This window comes from Streptomyces antibioticus (genome assembly GCF_002019855.1).
GTDB classification, from domain to species: domain Bacteria; phylum Actinomycetota; class Actinomycetes; order Streptomycetales; family Streptomycetaceae; genus Streptomyces; species Streptomyces antibioticus_B.
Genome location: NZ_CM007717.1, coordinates 856,549 through 875,458, shown reverse-complemented (window position 1 = coordinate 875,458; position 18,910 = coordinate 856,549). Strand labels below are relative to the sequence as shown.

14 protein-coding genes are annotated in these 18,910 nt (G+C 72.7%); 5 read left to right on the top strand and 9 right to left on the bottom strand.

The annotated features are described in order from the left end of the window. The gene (locus AFM16_RS03860) at positions 1 to 4,626 is read right to left on the bottom strand and encodes a hypothetical protein (RefSeq protein ID WP_078632390.1); all 4,626 of its coding nucleotides are present in this window, start codon (positions 4,624 to 4,626) and stop codon (positions 1 to 3) included. Between the two features lie 238 nt (positions 4,627 to 4,864). Here AFM16_RS03860 and gnd point away from each other — a divergent pair, with 238 nt between their 5' ends. Then, the gene (gene gnd, locus AFM16_RS03855; protein WP_030787181.1) at positions 4,865 to 6,304 is read left to right on the top strand and encodes an NADP-dependent phosphogluconate dehydrogenase; all 1,440 of its coding nucleotides are present in this window, start codon (positions 4,865 to 4,867) and stop codon (positions 6,302 to 6,304) included. Between the two features lie 241 nt (positions 6,305 to 6,545). Here the strand turns inward: gnd and AFM16_RS03850 are convergent, their stop codons facing one another. Further along, a complete protein-coding gene (locus AFM16_RS03850) occupies positions 6,546 to 7,991 on the bottom strand; it encodes a glyceraldehyde-3-phosphate dehydrogenase (RefSeq protein WP_030787185.1) in 1,446 nt (481 codons plus the stop codon). A 58-nt stretch (positions 7,992 to 8,049) separates the two neighbouring features. Beyond that, positions 8,050 to 8,910, bottom strand: coding sequence for an AraC family transcriptional regulator (locus AFM16_RS03845; protein WP_245177628.1), 861 nt, complete (start codon positions 8,908 to 8,910; stop codon positions 8,050 to 8,052). Between the two features lie 118 nt (positions 8,911 to 9,028). Between AFM16_RS03845 and AFM16_RS03840 the strand changes: the two genes are divergently transcribed. From AFM16_RS03840 to AFM16_RS03830, 3 genes are all read left to right on the top strand, one after another. Next, complete coding sequence (locus tag AFM16_RS03840; RefSeq protein WP_078632388.1) at positions 9,029 to 9,862, top strand: IclR family transcriptional regulator; 834 nt, start codon at positions 9,029 to 9,031, stop codon at positions 9,860 to 9,862. Positions 9,863 to 10,114: 252 nt separating this feature from the next. Continuing rightward, positions 10,115 to 10,513 carry an SseB family protein gene (locus AFM16_RS03835; RefSeq protein WP_030787194.1) on the top strand — a complete coding sequence of 133 codons (399 nt, stop codon included), beginning with the start codon at positions 10,115 to 10,117 and terminating at the stop codon, positions 10,511 to 10,513. A gap of 241 nt (positions 10,514 to 10,754) precedes the next feature. Continuing rightward, positions 10,755 to 11,330, top strand: coding sequence for a hypothetical protein (locus tag AFM16_RS03830; protein ID WP_143648308.1), 576 nt, complete (start codon positions 10,755 to 10,757; stop codon positions 11,328 to 11,330). A 69-nt stretch (positions 11,331 to 11,399) separates the two neighbouring features. Here the strand turns inward: AFM16_RS03830 and AFM16_RS03825 are convergent, their stop codons facing one another. From AFM16_RS03825 to AFM16_RS03800, 6 genes are all read right to left on the bottom strand, one after another. After that, entirely contained in the window at positions 11,400 to 11,792 is a 393-nt protein-coding gene (locus AFM16_RS03825; protein WP_078632384.1) for a MarR family winged helix-turn-helix transcriptional regulator, read from the bottom strand. An 87-nt stretch (positions 11,793 to 11,879) separates the two neighbouring features. Further along, positions 11,880 to 12,233, bottom strand: coding sequence for a VOC family protein (locus tag AFM16_RS03820; protein WP_030787202.1), 354 nt, complete (start codon positions 12,231 to 12,233; stop codon positions 11,880 to 11,882). 148 nt (positions 12,234 to 12,381) lie between these two features. Continuing rightward, entirely contained in the window at positions 12,382 to 13,416 is a 1,035-nt protein-coding gene (locus AFM16_RS03815) for a LacI family DNA-binding transcriptional regulator (RefSeq protein WP_078632382.1), read from the bottom strand. Beyond that, positions 13,413 to 14,318 (bottom strand): carbohydrate ABC transporter permease, encoded by a 906-nt coding sequence (locus tag AFM16_RS03810; RefSeq protein WP_030787207.1) that lies wholly within the window; start codon positions 14,316 to 14,318, stop codon positions 13,413 to 13,415. The genes AFM16_RS03815 and AFM16_RS03810 overlap by 4 nt, the downstream gene beginning before the upstream one ends. Then, entirely contained in the window at positions 14,315 to 15,250 is a 936-nt protein-coding gene (locus tag AFM16_RS03805; RefSeq protein WP_030787208.1) for a carbohydrate ABC transporter permease, read from the bottom strand. The genes AFM16_RS03810 and AFM16_RS03805 overlap by 4 nt, the downstream gene beginning before the upstream one ends. After that, positions 15,247 to 16,566: an ABC transporter substrate-binding protein gene (locus AFM16_RS03800; protein WP_030787210.1), complete on the bottom strand. Its 1,320-nt coding sequence runs from the start codon at positions 16,564 to 16,566 to the stop codon at positions 15,247 to 15,249. Before AFM16_RS03800 ends, AFM16_RS03805 begins: the two co-directional genes overlap by 4 nt. A gap of 230 nt (positions 16,567 to 16,796) precedes the next feature. Here AFM16_RS03800 and AFM16_RS03795 point away from each other — a divergent pair, with 230 nt between their 5' ends. Beyond that, complete coding sequence (locus AFM16_RS03795) at positions 16,797 to 18,830, top strand: beta-galactosidase (RefSeq protein ID WP_078632380.1); 2,034 nt, start codon at positions 16,797 to 16,799, stop codon at positions 18,828 to 18,830. The last annotated feature ends 80 nt before the right edge of the window (positions 18,831 to 18,910 follow it).

Here is an 18,910-nt window from a genome sequence, read left to right as displayed (position 1 = left end):
TCAACTCCCGGTAGCCCCGGCTTCCTTCGCGGCTCGTGCGAACTGTTCGTGCAACGGCACGGGCGAGATGAGCCGCGGGAACGGGCCGTACACGGACTTGCCCGATGCCATGGCCAGGTACGCGGCCAACTTCGTTCTCTCCAGCGGTAGATGCGGCGCGTCGAGGACCTCCCAGGCCGCGCCCGGCACGAACACCGTGCGGCCGGCGCGGGGGCGGCGGCCGGACTCGACGGCGCCCGCGGCGAGCAGTTCCGCCTGGGCGGCCTTGTGGCGGGCCGCCGTCCAGCCGTTCCAGCGGCGGATGTTGCGGTCCGTGGGGCGGGCCAGCGCCAGCAACTGGAGATGGAGGGCGGCGGCGTCCGTGCCGACGCCGAGCCGGCGGGCGTGCCCGGCGACCGTGTCGGGGGCGCTGAGCGACGGATCCGCCTCGTACCCGCCCGCCGGTACCGGTGTTGTGGCCGCGCGGGCGGCTGTGCGGTCCAGTCCGTCGAACATCTCCAGGACCCGGACCAGGCGTTCCCGCAGCCAGCTCGGTTCGAGCCGGGCGCGGCGGTCGCGGACGTGCGCGGCCAGCTCCGGATCCCGCGGCGCGGCCGGCCGCAGGAAGACGTCCCCCGACGGGACGGCGACGACCAGCAGACCGTCGTCCGCCACCGATTCCACCGGCGCGCGCCCGTCGTACATCGGCTGCGGACACGGCCGTACGACGCCCTCGTACGGCCGGAAGCGGGGATCCCCGGCGACGGCCCGGGCCGGGAGACGGCCGCCCAGGTCGACGAGGGTGCCGGGGTCGGCGAGCCGGTCCCGCAGCCACGCGTGCAGCCGGAGCGCGCCCGTGGCGGCCGGGCTGCCGACGGGCTGTTCGGTCAGCGCCCACGCGACCACCGCCGCCGCCTCCAGGTGGGCGGGGCCGGTGTCGGGCAGACGGTCCCCGAGGGAGCCGTCCGGGCCCGTGTGGCGCAGGACGAGCCGGCCGAAACGGCTGCCGACGAGGACGGCCGGACCGTCGGCCGGCGGACGTCCGGACGGCAGCGCCCGCGCCCACGCTTCGCCCAGGCCGACGTCGGTCTCCAGCGCCTCCGTCAGCGCCTCGTCCACGTACGGAGTCGTGCCCAGGAGGTCGGCCCAGACGGCCGCCATCCGCTCGGCGGCCCGGATGGTGCCGTCGGCCTCCCACAGACCGGCCGGGTCGTCGGGGACACCGGCGGCGAGCACGGCGAGCCGGCCGGACGTACCGAGCTTGTGCCACAGCCTGTCGTACTCGGCGGCCACCGCCTTGTCGGCCCGGAAGGGCGCCGCACGCAGCATCTTCTGGTGGTCGTCGTGGCGTTCACGCCGGGGCAGACCGCCCAGGACCAGCGTGGCGACCGCGCGCCGGACCCCGGTGAGCCGGCAGAACAGCCGCACCGCCTCCGGGGCGAGGGGCAGCGGGCCGTGCCGCTCGGTCAGCTCCGCGAGCCGGACCAGCCGGGCGGCGTCGTCCCGGGCGACGGTCACGGTCCCTGCCCGGTCCGCGTCCCCTTCGTTCTCCGCCGCTCCCTCCGGTGCCGGATCGTCCGCCCGCTGGAGGTAACGGGCCAGTCCGCCGCGCGCGGGGCCGCTCCCGAGCGTTCCGCCCGTGGCGCGCACCGCGTCGAGCGCGCTCTCGGGGGCGCGGCCGGTGCGCCACACACCGCCCTGCTCGGCGAAGGGCTGCGTCCGCCAGACGGCCAACAGCGCGGCCAGCGCCTGCCGTTCCGCGTCCGGCGTGCACTCCACGGCCGCCCGCCAAGCGACCGCGTCGATCCCGCCGAGCAGGACCTGCCACTCCGCGGGCGGGGAGGGCGGGGCGAGCCGGCGGGTCTCCTCGTCGATCTCCCCGCGCAGCCGGCGTCCGTCGGCGGCGATCGCCGTGAGGATGCCAGGGTGCGCCTCAGGCCGGTACGCCTCGGACAGGCGCAGGTCGGGGAGGAGTCCGCACAGGGCCGGGGCGAGCACGGTGTCGGGGATCTCCGCGGGCAGGTCCACCACAGGACCGGCCCGCAGGACGGACACCCGGTGCGACAACTCCCGTCGGCGCCGCAGCACATCGGCGGCCAGCCGGGCCGCGCGCACCACGCCCGCCAGGACCCGCGCGTCGCCCACCCCGGGCAGGAGCCGGGACGCGTGGGCGCGCAGGTCGTCCTCCCCGGTGGTGTCGACGGCGGCGGCCAGCAGCGCGCTCACGGTGCCGGCGTCCACCGTGCGCAGCGCCCGTGAGGAGTCCGGGTCGCGCGGGGTGAGGAAGTGCCAGAACGCGGGCGGCGGGACGGGCGCGTGACCCGCGCCCAGCGTGGCGCGGTGGCCGTAGCGGGGGTCGGGGAAGAAGCCGCGGACCTGCCAGAGCAGGGAGTTGTCCTCGGCCGCGTGGCAGCGGACGGTCTCCTCGCCGGCCAGGACCGCGTCCTCCCCGCCCTCGGGGAGGCGGAGCACGCCCCACGGACGCCGCCCGGGGCGTCGGCTGCGATAGCGGGCGGTGCGGCCGTCCACCGACTCCAGCAGGAAGTCCGTCGGTGAGGGACCCGCGTACGGCGTGCGGTGCAGGACACGGCAGCCGACGAGCCGTCCGTCCTGGCCGAGCGGGGAGGCCGGGGCGCCCTCGGGGAGCGACGCGAGGGTGTGGTTTCCCCGGAACTCCGCCCTGCCGGGCGGCACTTCGAGGTCCTGGTGGAAGCGGGGCGGGGTGCGGTCGGTGCCGCGCTCGCCGGTCACCGGGTCGCAGCGGGTCCACGTGCCCCGGAACACCTCGGCGCTCCAGACGTCCCGGCCGTCGCCCATCTGGAGGTCGACGCCGCCGATCCCCTCGCGGTCGCCGGGGCGCAGGATCCGCTCACCGTCGTGACGGCCGGTGCCGTCCGCGCTCTCGAACTGGTAGCCGAGACCGCCCCGGACGAGCCCGCCGTAGGGCCGCAGTCCGAAGGTGTCGACTGGGGTGAACACGTCCTGCGGGCTGCCGCTCCAGAACGCCGACCAGGTCACCCCCGTACCTTCCGGAGCCTGCCGGCTCACCAGGAACCGCCCGCCCGCGTAGTGGACCGTGGGGGTCGTGCCGTCCGGTACCTGGAAGGCGTACGACGCGCGTGTGCCCGCGTGGTCGACGGCGACCGCCCGATTCCGGCCGTACACGGTCAGGACGGGCCAGGTACAGGTGACGCGGAGCGTCTCGGACGCGTCGAAGCCCGCCACCGCCTCCTCCAGCGCCGGCCAGCCCAGTTCCTCCGGCAGCCCGGCGCGCAGGGCGCGGGCGAGCGGGCCGGTGAGGTCGAGCGCGGCCAGTGCCTCGTCGACGCCGTCCAGCGCGGTGGCCGTGGGCCGGTCAAGCAGGGTGTCCAGCTCCTCCAGGGCCTCGTCGGCCGCCGCGAGACCGCCTCCGCGCAGCGCGTCGAGCAGCGCCTCCACGCGGGTCTGGACCTCGGCGGCGATACCCGCGTTGCGGGGCAGCCGGGTGATCGCGGTGCCCGTGCCCCGCAGGCCCGCGTGGACCGTGCCCTCCAGACGGGGGCCGAACACCGGGTCGGCGGCCAGCGCCTTCAGGTCGCGGCGGGCCCGCTCGCCCCAGAACTCCAGCCGCACCGACTCGCCCGGGTCCGCGACGGCGACCCCCTCCGCGAGACAGGCGTCCAGCAGGTCGGCGTCCAGACCGGGGTAGCGGTAGCGGTCCTCGTGCAGCCGCACGGGGGCGGCCTCCTCGCGCAGCACGGGCGCGCAGCGGGCCACGATCTCGAACAGCTCCGGCGGCATCGGCTGACGCGACACCCCGCCGTAGGGCACCTTCCGGTGGGAGTACGCGCGCGTGTACGCGCCCAGCCAGGCGCCCATGCCCCCTTCGGGCGTCAGCCGTCCCTCCGCCACGGCGTCCACGGCGCCGGCGCGCAGCAGCAGCCGTAGCCAGGCCGCCGCGTCGTTGCGCGACTCGGGGAACAGGGCGAGCAACTCGCGCAGTACGCCGGTGTCCTGCGGATGGGCGGCCAGTGACGTGGCGGCCGCCTCCAGGAGCGCGTCCGGTACCGCCTTGCCGCGCGCGGAGCCCAGCAGGCGGCCCAGGACGCGGGCCTCCTCGGCGCCGCCGAGACCGGCCGCGCGCGCGGAGAACCGGATCCGGCGGGCCAGATCGGCGGGCAGCTCACCGGGGGAGGCGGCCCAGGCCGTGAGGACCCGGACGTACTCCTCGTGCGCCTCGGCGGGGTCCAGTACGCCGGCCAGCCAGCGCTGATGGTCGCTCAGTTCCTTGACGGGCAGCGCGCCCGCGGCCGCGCACAGCAGGACGTTGGCCCGCCGCCAGCCGGGGTCCACGGGCAGCGCGTGGTCCCGCTCCGCCGCGCGGGCGAGGGTGTACGCCTTCGCGGCCGTACGCCCCGGGCCGCCGCTCAGCCGGTGCGCCACCGTGTCCCAGAACCACGGTCGATGGGCCGGCGGCAGCGCCCGCGCCCGCGCCCGGAGCCGGTCCACGGCGCGGCCGAGCCGCGGGTACGCCGCCGACACGGCAGCCGCCATCTCGTCGACGACGGCGAGCGCGGCCGACTCCTCCCGCGGGTCATGGGACGTGACCCACAGCGCGTAGGTGGCGGACCGGTGGGGTTCCGGGGGCAGCAGGGCGTGAGCGAGCATGCGACCGATGGTGGCACGCACCACTGACACCCCGTCCGGCACCTGTGGACGAGCGGGCGAATCAAGGGTGTTCCGAGGGCGCACCGAGGGCGTTCCCGGGGTCCCGGGTGACCGAGGAGTGAGATCTTCCGAGATCGGCGCGCCCGGCATCGAGAAGAACCGGCTCACCGCGCGTACCTGGAGGTACGGGGCTGCCCGCCCCGCTCCGCACACGCCACCGATCCAAGGGACGTACCTCGTGAACGCAACCGCCGCCATCGGCGTCACCGGCCTCGGCGTGATGGGTCGCAACCTCGCGCGCAACTTCGCCCGCAACGGGCACACCGTCGCCGTCCACAACCGCTCCGCCGGCCGCACCCGCGCGCTCGTCGAGGAGTTCGGCCACGAGGGCACGTTCGTCCCCGCCGAGACGGCGGAGGACTTCGTCGCCGCCCTCCAGCGCCCCCGGCGCCTGATGATCATGGTGCAGGCGGGTCCGGTCACCGACGCGGTCATCGACGAGTTCGCCCCGCTCATGGAGCCCGGCGACATGATCATCGACGGCGGCAACGCCCACTTCGCCGACACCCGCCGCCGCGAGGCCGCCCTGCGCGAACGCGGCATCCACTTCGTCGGCACCGGCGTCTCCGGCGGCGAGGAGGGCGCCCTCAACGGGCCGTCGATCATGGTCGGCGGCTCCAGCGAGTCGTACGACGTCCTCGGCCCGATGTTCGACTCGATCAGCGCGAAGGTGGACGGCGAGTCCTGTGCCGCCCATGTGGGCACCGACGGCGCCGGACACTTCGTCAAGATGGTGCACAACGGCATCGAGTACGCCGACATGCAGCTCATCGCCGAGGCGTACGACCTGCTGCGTCAGGTCGCCGGATACTCCCCGGCCGAGATCGCGGAGATCTTCCAGCAGTGGAACCGGGGCCGGCTCGGCTCCTACCTGATCGAGATCACCGCCGAGGTGCTCGCCCACACCGACGCGGCCACCGGGCTGCCGTTCGTCGACATCGTCACGGACGCCGCGGGCCAGAAGGGCACCGGCCGCTGGACCGTCCAGACGGCCCTGGACCTCGGCTCCCCGGTCACCGCCATCGCCCAGGCCACCTTCGCCCGCGCCGCCTCCGGCCAGCGCGAACTGCGCGCCGCCTACGCCGGACTGCCCGGCGGCACCACCCCGCTGCTCAGCCGCACCGAGGCCGCCCGCTTCACCTCGCAGGTCGAGCACGCCCTGTACGCGTCGAAGGTCATCGCCTACGACCAGGGCTGGAAGATGATCCAGGACGCGGCCGCGGAGTTCGGCTGGAAGATCGACCTCGGCTCGGTCGCCCGGATCTGGCGCGGCGGCTGCATCATCCGCGCCTCCTTCCTCGACCGGATCCGCGCCGCGTACGCCGCCGACCCCGAACTGGTCAGCCTGCTCGGCGAGATGGAGTTCGCGATGGAGATCACCGACGCGCAGGTGCCGTGGCGCGAGACGGTCGCCTCGGCCGCCCGCCGCGGCATCCCGGTCCCGGCGTTCTCCGCCGCCCTCGCCCACTACGACACCCTGCGCGCCGAGCGCCTGCCCGCCGCGCTCCTCCAGGGCCAGCGCGACTACTTCGGCGCCCACACCTACGGCCGTACCGACCGCCCCGGCGCCTTCCACACCCACTGGGCCGAGCCGGGCCGCCCGGAGACCACCGACTGACGCAGCACACGCGTGTGGGCCCCCGCCGAATCGGCGGGGGCCCACACGCGTGTCTGTCCGTGTCCTTCCGCACCGGGACCTCGCGCGGGCTCCCGCATGAGCCGCGCGAGGTCCCCACCGCGTCCGGCGCTGCGCGCGCCGCCGTGCCCCGTGCCGCTCCCGCATGAGGGCACGAGGCCGTCCGGTACGGGCCGTGGCCCGAGGGCGGCGCCGCGAGGAAGGCGTGGGACGGGGAGAGGCGCTAGACGCTCGTCGCCGGGTACGTCGGGTACTCGACGCCGGAGACGTGCTGGACGACGCGGACGACCTGGCAGGAGTAGCCGAACTCGTTGTCGTACCAGAGGTAGAGGATCGCGTTGTCGCCGTCGACCTTGGTGGCGCCCGCGTCGATGATCGAGGCGTGGCGCGAGCCGATGAAGTCCATCGAGACCGCGTCCGGCGCCGTGGTGAAGTCGATCTGGCGCTTGAGCGGCGAGGTCAGCGACACCTCGCGGAGGTGGTCGAGGACCTCCTCGCGGGTGGTCTCACGGCCGAGCCGCAGGCTGAGGATCGCGATCGACACGTCCGGCACCGGGACCCGGATCGAGCTGCCGGTGATCGGCGCCTTGAGGTCGGGCAGCGCCTTGGCGACGGCGGACGCGGCACCGGTCTCGGTGATCACCATGTTGAGCGGCGCCGAGCGGCCACGACGGTCCGCCTTGTGGTAGTTGTCCAGCAGGTTCTGGTCGTTGGTGAACGAGTGGACGGTCTCCACGTGGCCGCGCAGCACCCCGTACTCGTCGTGCATCGCCTTCAGCGGCGGGACGATCGCGTTGGTGGTGCAGGAGGCGCAGGACAGGATCTGCTCGTCCGGCTTGATCGTGTCGTGGTTGACGCCGTGCACGATGTTCGGGACGTCGCCCTTACCGGGCGCGGTCAGGACGACCTTGTCGATCCCGGGCCGCAGATGCTGCGAGAGGCCCTCGCGGTCGCGCCACTTGCCGGTGTTGTCGATCAGGATCGCGTCCCGGATCCCGTACGCCGTGTAGTCGACCTCGGCGGGGGAGTTCGCGTAGATGACCGTGATCTCGTTGCCGTTGGCGATGATCTTGTTGTTGGTCTCGTCGACCGTGATCGTGCCCTGGAACTGGCCGTGCACGGAGTCGCGGCGCAGCAGCGAGGCGCGCTTCACCAGGTCCTGGTCACCCCCGCCGCGCACCACGACGGCGCGCAGCCGCAGGCCGTTGCCGGAGCCGGACTTCTCGATGAGCAGCCGGGCGACCAGGCGGCCGATGCGGCCGAAGCCGTAGAGCACGACGTCGCGCGGCTCGCGGCGGTCGATCTTGTTGGCGCCCGTGGCACCGGCGACGGCCTCGGCGGTGAACTCGAGCACCGACAGACCGCGGTCGTCGGCCCGGTAGGTGGCCGCGAGCATGCCGATGTCGATCTGGGACGGGCCCAGGTCGAGCGTGGTGAGGGCCTCCAGGAACGGCAGGGTCTCGGTGACCGACAACTCCTCGCCCGCGATCTGGCGGGCGAACCGGTGGGTCTTGAGGATGCTGACCACCGACTTGTTCACCAGGGAGCGGCTGTGCAGCAGGACCGTCACGTCCCGCTCGCGGTGCAGCTTCCCGATCATCGGGATCATCGACTCCGCGATCTCCTCGCGGTTCTTCCAGTTGGTGAACGAATCGTCGTTGAGCGTCACGGGCCTATCTTTCGAGCTAGGTGGCGCTCAGATGCTAACCCGAAGGTGTTCTGATCATTCAAGCGGGGGTGTGCTCAGGTGTGCGGGCATGCCGGTAGGCGCCCGGTGTCGTGTGCACGCGCCGCACGAAGAACTTGCCGAAGTTGGTCACCTCGGTGAACCCGAGATGCCGCGCTATCGCGCTGATCGGCAGATCGGTGTGCGCCAGCAGCCGGCGCGCCTCCAGCGCCACGCGCGCGTCGATCACGTCCTTGGTGGAGGTGCCGGCGACCTCCCGGCAGGCCCGCGCCAACGCGCGCGTACTGCAGCTCAGGGCGGCCGCGTAGTCCGCCACGAGCCGGGTCGTCCGGTACGAGCGGTCCAGCTCCCGGCGGAACCGCAGGAACAGCTCGCCGTTGTCGCCGGTGACGGGGGCGGCCTCGGTGTGCCGCTGCCGGCACATCTGGTCGATGTGGAGCAGGGCGACGGCGAGCAGATGCTTGAGCAGGTCCTCGCCGAGCCCCTGGTCGGGCCGCTCGAACTCCTCCCGAAGGATCGCCAGCACCCGCTGGAACGCGGCGAGTTCGGAGTCGCGGAGCTGCCAGTGCGAGGGCCGCAGCAGATCGTCGAGCATCCCCATGTGCGCCTTCATGGGGAGCGGGAACGCCGGGGTGAACATGATGATGTCGGCCTCCATGGAGGCCGACGGGACGAACTGGACCACCTGGTTCGGCCGGGTCCACAGCAGGGTGCCGGTCCGGCACTCCACGGGCGCCGAATCGATGGAGTACGTCCCGTGGCCCTCGCGCACCAGCATGATCTGGTGGAAGCCGAGGCGGTGGGGGCTGCCGAGAAAACTCCGGGAGGTGAGGGTGAGCAACTCGCTCAGGCTCACCAGCGCGACACCGAGACCGGGCCGGCAGACGGGTCTGTAGGGCACCACGGGGATCGGTAACGAGGCTAAATCGACCATGGATGTTCCGGAATCGACCTTTCACTGTCCACTTGAGGCTTCAATGATAGGTCTGGTCGCCCCGACCGAAGGGACTCCGCACGGGATGACCGCCCCCCACACCAGCCCCGCCACCAGCCCCGACACCCCCGGACCCACCCCCGGCCCCGCCGCTCCGGAGCGCTCGGTCGTCGGCCGGACGCTCAGCATCCTCGCCGCCTTCGACCGGGACAACCGGATCCTCACCCTGAGCGACATCAGCCGCCGTTCCGGGCTGCCCGTCGCCACCGTCCACCGCATCGTCGCCAAGCTCCACGGCTGGGGCGCCCTGGAGCGCTGTCCCGACGGCGGCTACTGCATCGGACTGCGGCTGTGGGAGACCGCGGTCCTCGCCCCGCACTCCGCGCTCGTCGAGACCGTACGGCCGCATCTCGTCACCCTGCACGGGCAGACGGCGGCCGCGGCGACCGTCGCCATCCGCGACGGCCGGGACAGCGTCTGCCTGGCCTTCGTCTCCGACGACCCCGAACCGGCCTCCTGCCACGGCGACCCCGGCACGCGCATCCCGCTCCACGCCACCGCCGTCGGACACGTGCTGCTCGCCCACGCGCGCGGGGCCGTGCGGGACGAGGTCTGCTCCGCGCCGCTGCGCGCCTACACCCCGGCCACGGTCACCAGCCCCGCCCTGCTCCGGGAGCGCCTCGCCGACGTCCGCCGGGAGGGCTTCGCCGTCGTCCACGGCGGCCTGGCCCCCGGGCGGGGCGGCTACGCGGTGCCGGTGCGCGACAGCGGCGGCGCCGTGGTGGCCGCCGTGGGGGTCGTCGGTCCCGTCGAGGTGGTCCGGCCGGAACGGGTGGCGGCCCAGGTCGCCGCGGCCGCCGCGCTGATCCAGCGGGACGTGCGCGAGGAGGGGCTGCGGATCGCGGACGTCGACGTGTGAGGCGGACGGGGACCGTGGGCGACCTCGCGACACCAGCCTCCCGACGGCATCGTGGGCGGCCGGAATCCGATGTCGGCTGCCGCGACCCCGACCGACCACCCTGTATCGGCCCCTGATCAGGGCCGCCGGTGCGCACGAAGTACCCGGTCCGGCGATTGACCCCGGCTCCTTCGGGTACGCGTCGCGGGACCGCGCCCCGGCACGGACGTGTCCGGCCCGGGCCCGACCGACCCCCACCTCAGGGAATCCGCCATGCACACACCCGCGCACGACCACACCCCCGACCCCGCCCGGCGGGCGCTGGACGCGCTGGCCCGGGACACGCAGGACACGACGGCCCTGGACACGCTCGCGCACTGCGACGTCCTCGTGCCCGTCCCCGACGACGCCGTGGACGAGGACGTCACCGATCCGACCACCGTGGCCCTGCCGGTCCTGGAGCAGCCGGGCAGCGCGCCCGTCGTCCCGGTGTTCACCTCCGAACCGGAGATGGCCGGTCTGCTGCCCGGCGTTGACCGCTACCGCCTGGTGCCGCTCGGCGCGCTGGCCGCGCAGTGGCCCGCCACCGAGCTGTCGCTCTGCATCGACGGGGCCGGTGACCACCCGCTGACCCTCACCTCGGAAGGGGTCCGCACGCTGCTGGCCCGCTGACCCCGGCCCTGACCGCCGTCCCGTGCTCCGGGGCGTATATCGGCCAATTCGGAACATCACCCCAACAGGTGATCGCCCCGGCCGTCACGCCCCGGAGATCATGAGCACGATGCCATGGCCGGGGCGACGGCCGGCGATGACGAGGGGGCGGGCGATGGGGACGTTGCGTCAGGTTGTTCCACACGCGACACAGGCGACGCAGGTTGTTTCACACACGACACACACGACACAGGCGACGCAGGTGACACCGGCGACGCAGGTGACACCGGCGACGCAGGCGGCGCCGGCACCGGGCACGGAACACTCACCACCGGCCCCGCAGTCCGACCCCCGCCACCAGGTCATCTCCCAGCGCGACGGCACCCGCGGCCCCCGCAGAACCCGGATCCGGCTCGACGGACCGGTCACCGAGACCCCCGCCCCGTACGTCCATCCGGTCGGCCGCGTCGCGCCCGACTGGGGCTTCGTGATCGCGGAGCATCCCGAGCCGGGCCAGTACCGCCACTTCCAGTTCGCCTGGAAGGCCGCGGGACCCGAGACCACCGGCATGGGCCTCAGGATCGGCCGGGGGCGGGACGGGCTCGCCGTCACCGTCCTGGCCGGGGACTCCCGCTGGCCGGAGGAGACGGTCCTGACCAGACTCTGTCTGGGCGAACGGCCCCCGGCCGAGTGGTCGACCGTACGACTGGACCTGTGGGAGCTGACCGGCGGCAGACTCCCGCTCGCCGGTGTCACCCTGCGCAGCGACGGCGGGGGCGCCCTCTTCGACCGGCTGGCCCTCGGCCGCACGGCCGCCGACCTGCCGAGGCCGACCTAAAAGCAGGCCTGCCGAAACCGACCTGGAAGCCGACCTGCCGAGAGACCGACCTGGAAGACGCGCGGCGCGCTACCTGGCGCCCAGCATCCGTTCCAGCACCTCCCGCTGGAGCGGCCGTACCTCGGTGTGCAGGTCGCGGCCCTTGTCGGTGAGGGCGACCCACACACCGCGCCGGTCCTCGACGCAGACGGCCCGCTCCACCAGGCCCTCCTTCTCCAGCCGGCCGATCAGACGGGACAGGGCGCTCTGGCTCAGATGTACCCGGCCGACGAGGTCCTGGACCCGGCACTGGTCGCCCGTGCGGGGCGTCTCGGACGCGAGCACGTCGAGCACCTCGAAGTCGCTCGCGCCGAGGCCGTGCGGATGCAGGACCCGGTCGATCTCGCACATCGTGCGGGCGTGCACCGAGAGGATGTCCCGCCACCGGTCCTCGAGGTCCGCCCCGGCCGTTTTCGCTGCCATACCCGCACGGTAACACCGTTTTCCGCATTCGTTGAGTCCTCAACTAGTGCGGATGCAAGAAAGGCGGGAAGCGGCGGGAAAGGAGATTCAGGAGGGGTCCTCCAGCAGGCCCACCAGGTTGCCGTCCGGGTCCTTCACGGCGGCGATGAGGCGGCCGTTGCCGACGTCGCGCACGTCCTGGAGCACCTCGGCGCCCGCCTCGACCAGGGCCGCCAGACGGCCCCGGATGTCGGAGACGTGCCAGTAGGGGACCGGTCCGGTCAGGCCCTGGGCGTGGCCGTTCGGGTTGAGGCCGACGTCCTGGCCGGCGGCCTTGTAACCGACGTAGTACGGCTCGTCGGCGTAGGGCTCGACCTCCAGCAGCGCGCTGAACAGGGCCTTCGCCCGGTCGACGTCCTTGACGGGGTAGATGATCGTCTGGATACCGGTGGTCGTGGTCACGATGGTCACTCCTCGACGGTGCGTGGTCCGGCGCCGAGCGCGTCGGTGATCTCACGCTAAGGCGGGGGAGCGGGGGTCCGCTTCTTCGATCCTGACCGATACGGCCGAGGGAGCCACCCGCCCCCGCCCCTGCCTACGCCCCCTCACCTCACGTCGACTCCCGCCGCACCAGCTCCGTCGGCAGGATCACCGCCGCGGGGTCCTCGCCGCCGATCTGGGCCAGCAGCACACGCACCATCTCGTTGCTGATCCGGTCCCAGGGCTGGCGGATCGTCGTCAGCGAGGGGGTGGCCGCCGTGGCCGCGGGGGAGTCGTCGAAGCCGCCGACCGCGACGTCCTCCGGCACCCTGCGGCCCGCCCGCCGGAGCGCGCTCAGCACCCCCTGGGCCATCAGGTCGGAGGCGACGAACACCGCGTCCAGGTCCGGGGCCTGCGCCAGCAGCCGCTCCGCGCCCGACTCGCCGCTGGCCCGGCTGTAGTCGCCGGAGACGACGAGCCGGTCGTCGTAGGGCGTGGCGGTCTCGGCGAGCACCTCCCGGTATCCGGCGAGGCGTTCCACACCGCCCGGGGTGTCCAGTGGTCCGGTGACCACCCCGATCCTGCGGCGGCCCCGGGCCAGCAGATGGCGCACCATGTCCCGGGCGCCGTCCCGGTCGTCGGCGGCCACATAGCTGACCTTGGAGCCGATGCCGATGGGCTTGCCGCAGGCGACCAGCGGGACGCCCGCCTCCCGCAGCTCGCTCGCGACCGGGTCCCCGGAGTGGCTGGAGACCAGCAGGACGCCGTCGACATGGCCCGCGGTGATGTACCGCGTGATGCGCCGCCGTTCGTCCTCGGTGCCGGCCAGCATCAGCAGCAGCGGGATGTCGTGGGCGGCCAGCGCCTGCGTGCAACCGCGCAGCAGGACGTTGAAGTTGGGGTCCTCGAAGAACCGCTCCTGCGGTTCCGTCAGCAGGAAGCCCACCGAGTCGGAGCGGCCGGTGATCAGGGAGCGGGCGTGCCGGTTCACGACGTAACCCGTCTTGCGGATGGCGGCGTCGACCGCCTCCCGCGCGGTGGGACTGACGTAGTGCCCGCCGTTGAGCACCCGGGAGACGGTGCCTCGGGAGACCCCCGCCTCCCGTGCCACGTCGTGGATCGTCGGCGGTTTGCGGCGGCCCCCCGCACCTTTGTTCATGGTCATGACTTTACGGCTCCGGACAGCAGATCCAGACTCCAGAAGCGCTGAACGACCAGGAACAGCGCCACCAGCGGGACGACCGCGAGGAAGGCGCCGGTGATGACCAGCGTGTAGAGCGCCGGGGTGTTGGAGCCCTGTTCGAGGAGCGTGAACAGACCGAGCGTGAGCGGGAACCGCTCGTCGTCGCTGAGCATGATGTACGGCAGCAGGAAGTTGTTCCAGATCGCCACGAACTGGAAGAGGAACACCGTCACCATGCCGGGCACCATCATCGGCAGCGCGATCCGCGTGAAGATCCGCCACTCGCCCGCCCCGTCCATCCGGCCGGCCTCCACCACGTCGCCCGGCACGGCGGCGGCCGCGTAGATGCGGGAGAGGTAGACGCCGTAGGGGGAGAGGATCTGCGGCAGCAGCACGGACCAGTAGGAGTCCGTGAGGTCCGCCTGCGCGAGCAGCAGGTACTGCGGGATCGCGAGGATGATCGGCGGCATCAGCACACCGGCGAGCAGGATGTTGAACATCGTCTCGCGGCCGCGGAAGCGGTAGGTGGCCAGCGCGAAGCCGCTCACCGCGGACACGCACGTCGACAGCAGCGCGCCGAGCACGGCGTACAGGGCGGAGTTGCCCATCCACTGCCAGTAGATGCCGTCGCGGTAGGCGCCGAGGTCACGAATGTTGTCGGCGAAGCCGGTGCCCGGCAGGAAGGTGAAGGTGGAGAACAGCTCGCTGCCGGACTTGGTGGACGCGATCACCACCCAGGCCACCGGGAGGAGGCAGTAGAGCGCGCCCAGCAGCAGCACGGCCGTCGGCACCAGCGCGATCCGGCCGCGCAGCGGCGTCCGGCCCCGGGCCGCGCCCGTCGCCCCGGTCGCCGGGGGTGCCTTGCGTACGGCGAGAGAAGTCATCGTGCCCCTCCTTGGCGGGCGTCCTGCCGGTTCCGCCGGTTCGCGGCGCGCAGGAAGCCGAAGGACAGCACCAGCGTGGCGAGGGCGATGATCACGGCCTCGGCGGCCGCCCGGTAGATGTCCCCGGTGCCGAACGCGTCCCGGTACACCTTCATCAGCGGACTCCAGGTCGTGGACACGGAGTTGGTGAGCGGCTTGAGGGTCGTCGGCTCGTTGAACACCTGGAGCGTCGCGATGATCGAGAAGAAGAAGGTGAGCACCAGCGAGGGCGCCACCATCGGGATCTTGATGCGCAGCGCGGTCTGGAGCGGGGTGGCGCCGTCCAGCTTGGCCGCCTCGTGGACCTCGGCCGGGATCGCCCGCAGCGAGGTGTAGATGACGATCATGTTGAAGCCGGTGCCGCCCCAGATCGCGATGTTCGACAGGGCGCCGTAGAGAGGCCCGCCGTCCAGCAGGTCGGGCTGCGGCAGGCCGAGCGCGTCGAGGACGTAGTAGAAGGGGCTGACGCTCGGCAGATAGAGGAAGCCCCACAGCAGCGCGGCGACCACGCCGGGGATGGCGTACGGCAGGAAGATCGCGAGCCGGGTGAACGGCGCGAGCCGCACCTTCTCGGAGTCCAGCATCAGCGCGAACAGCAGCGCCAGGCCCAGCATCACCGGGACCACGATGCAGCCGTAGCCCAGGACGCGCAGCGCGCCGGCGAGGAGTTCGGAGTCGGTGAGGGAGTCGGTGTAGTTCTCCAGGCCGGCCCAGACCTCCTTGCGGGCACCGGCCCCCAGGCCGAGCCCGGAGACCTTCACCTTGTGGAGGCTGAGCCACACCGCGTAGCCGATGGGCAGCGCGAAGAACAGGGCGAACAGAACGGTGGCGGGGAGGAGGAAGGCGTACGGGGCCCCCTTGACCCCGTACGACCTCCGGCGGGCGCTGGTCACTCGGAGACCTCGAAGCCCTGCTTCTTCAGGTCGGCGACGGTGTCCGCCTGCATGGTGTCCAGGGCGGCGGAGAAGTCGGACTTGTTCTTGGCGGCGGCGCCGAACGCGTCGTTGAAGGTGGTGTAGGCGACGTTGACGTTCGGGCCCCAGGCCGAGGGTGCCGTCGTCTTCGCGATCTCGGAGGCCAGGGTGTAGAAGTCGGCCTGCGTCGAGAAGTAGTCCGGCGGGGTCATGAAGGCGCCGCTGAGCTGGGCGGAGGTGGAGGCCGGGTAGATGCCGCTCTCCTTGGCCAGGGCGTTGAGGGCGTCGCCGTCGGTGTTCAGCCAGGCGGCGAACTCGGCGGCGGCTCCCTTGTGCGCGGAGTCGGTGGTGACGGCCGTCGAGGAGCCTCCCCAACTGCCGGTCACGTTCTCGCTGTTGTTCCACTGGGGGAGCGGGGCCATGGCCCACTTGCCCTTGGTGTCGGGCGCGGCGGTGGTGAGGGTGCCGGGCGCCCAGACGGCGGAGACCCAGGCGATCTGCTGCCCGGTGTTGAGCGCCTTGTTCCAGGCCGGCGTGTACATCGGCTGGTTGTCGATCACGCCCTCCTCGACCAGCCCGCCCCAGAAGTCGGCGACCTTCTGGGTGGCCGCGTCGTTGATGCCGACCTTCCACTTCTGGCCCTCCGTGGTCCACCAGCGGGCGCCGGCCTGCTGGGCGAGGCCCGCGAAGAGTCCGGAGTCGTTGGCGGAGAACGTGGTGAGGTCGGTGTCGGGGGCCTTCTTCTTCAACTCCCGGGCGGTGTCCGCGAACTGCTCCCAGGTCGCCGGGACCGTCAAGCCGTACTTCTCGAAGAGGTCGGCGCGGTAGTAGAACATCATCGGGCCGATGTCCTGCGGCACCGCGTACACCGCGTCCGTGCCCAGCGTCGTCTGCTGCCAGACGCCGTCGGCGAACTTGCTCTTCGCGTCGCCGACGTCCTTCGCTATGTCCGCCAGCGCGTCATTGCTGACCAGGGTCGGCAGCGCCTGGTACTCGGCCTGGACCAGGTCCGGGGCCTTGCCCGCCTTGTGCGCGGTGAGGATCTTGGTGACCAGCGTGTCGCCGGACGCCTGCTTCTTCACCGTGACGGTGATCCGGGCCTTCTTCCCGGGCCCCTTGTTCCACAGGTCCACGACCTTGTCCATCCCGGGCGTCCAGGTCCAGTACGTGAGCGAGACCGGACCGGACTCGGTGCCGCTGTCGTCGTCGGACGAGCCGCAGGCGGCGAGGGCGGTGGCGCCGAGGGTGACGGCTACGGCGGAAGCCACGAGGCGACGGCGCTTCGTGTTGGGCATGGATCTCTCCCCTGACCTGGGTCCCCGCCGGGTGCGGAAACCTGCCATGCGAACGCGTGACCAGGCGCCCCGCCCGTCGCGGGAAGCCCGTCAAGCTCTCTGTGAGCGTTCACAGTAGAGAAACATCCCGGACACTTGTCAATGGTTGTTGCTGTGCGGTTATGTTGGGCTCCGCATCGCCGCAGCGGTGTGTGCACGTTCCCAAATGTTCGATCAAACGGGAGAGATTCATGCCGGAGACCACGCCGGAGACCGCACCCAAGGGCCTCACCCGGCTCGCCTTCGGTGGGGACTACAACCCCGAGCAGTGGCCGGAAAGCGTCTGGGCGGAGGACGTCCGGCTGATGCGGGAGGCCGGCGTCACGATGGTGAGCGTCGGGATCTTCTCCTGGGCCCTGCTGGAGCCCTCACCCGGCGTCTACGACTTCGGCTGGCTCGACCGGATCATCGACCTGCTGCACGACAACGGCATCCGCGTCGACCTGGGCACCCCCACCGTCGTCCCGCCGGTCTGGTTCTACCGCGCCCACCCCGACGCGCTGCCCGTGACGGCCGACGGCGTCCGCCTGGAGTTCGGCTCCCGCGGCGCCATCTGCCACAGCAACACCCACTACCGCGCGGCCGCCGCGAACATCACCACCCGGCTCGCCGAGCGCTACGGCGACCACCCGGCGCTCGCGATGTGGCACGTCCACAATGAGTACGGCGTCCCCGTCTCCGCCTGCTACTGCGACTCCTGCGCCGCGCACTTCCGCCGCTGGCTCCTGACCACGCACGGCAGCCTCGACGCGGTCAACGACGCCTGGGGCACCGCCTTCTGGGGCCAGCGCTACCCGAGCTTCGAGGACATCCTCCCGCCGCGCACCACACCGACCGTCGGCAACCCCGGCCAGGCGCTGGACTACAAGCGGTTCGCCGACGCCACCATGCGCGAGAACTTCTGTGCGGAGCGGGACATCCTGCACCGGCTCTCCCCCGGCGTCCCGGTCACCACCAACTTCATGACCGCCCTCAGCCAGTGCGACTCCGTCGACTACTGGGCCTGGGGCCGCGAGGTCGACCTCGTCACCAACGACCACTACCTGATCACCGACGGCCGCCGCACCCACGTCAACCTCGCGATGGCCGCCGACCTCACGCGCTCCGTCGCCGGCGGCGCCCCCTGGCTGCTCCTGGAGCACTCCACCTCGGGCGTCAACTGGCAGCCGCGCAACCCCGCCAAGGCGCCGGGACAGATGGCCCGCAACTCCCTCGCCCATGTGGCGCGCGGTTCCGAGGGCGCGATGTTCTTCCAGTGGCGCCAGTCCCGGCGCGGCGCCGAGAAGTTCCACTCGGCGATGCTCCCGCACGGCGGCACCGGCACCCGCGTCTGGCGCGAGGCCGTCGAACTGGGCGCCGGCATCGGCTCGTTGGCCGGGATCCGCGGCACCCGCACCGAGGCCGACGTGGCCGTCCTGTGGGACTGGCACTCCTGGTGGGCGCAGAACCTCGACTGGCGGCCCAGCCAGGACGCCGACCCGCGCGAGCGCGCCGACGCCTTCTACGAGGCGCTCTACGACCGCCACCTCACCGTCGACTTCGCCCACCCGGAGTCCGATCTGTCCGCGTACCCGCTGGTCGTCGTGCCCGCCCTGTACCTGATGACGGAGGCGGCCGGGAACAACCTCCGGGAGTACGTCGAGAACGGCGGCACCCTCGTGGTGTCCTTCTTCTCCGGCATCGTCGACGAGCACGACGCCGTCCACGAAGGCGCCTACCCGGGCGCGCTGCGCGACGTCCTGGGCCTGACCGTCGAGGAGTTCTCCCCGCTCCCGGCCGGCGCATCCGTGCGCCTGGCCGGGCCCGACGGCACCGAGCGCACCGGTGACGTGTGGACGGAGTTCGTGGTGCCGCGCGGCGCCGAGACCGTCTGGACCTACGCCGACGGCCTCACCGCCGGACACCCCGCCGTCACCCGGCACCGCCTCGGCGAGGGCACCGCCTGGTACGTCTCCACCCGCCTGGGCGCCGAGGGCCTGGACGCGCTGCTCGACCGGGCCGCCGCCGACGCGGCGCTCGCCCCACGCGCCGAACTGCCCCGGGACGTCGAGGTCGTCGTCCGCTCCGGGGAGAGCGGCCGCTACCTCTTCGCGATCAACCACACCGCCGCCGACACCAAGGTGCCGCTGGCCACGGCCGGCAGCGAGCTGCTGACGGGCGAACGCGCCGCCGGCCGCCTCGCGGTGCCGGCGGGAGCCGTACGGGTCGTGCGACTCGACGGCTGAGCCGACTCCCCCTCCGCCCGTGGAGCCGCGAGCCGCGGGCGGAGGGGGCCCTCGCCGAGGCGAGCGGGGCTCTCGCGGGC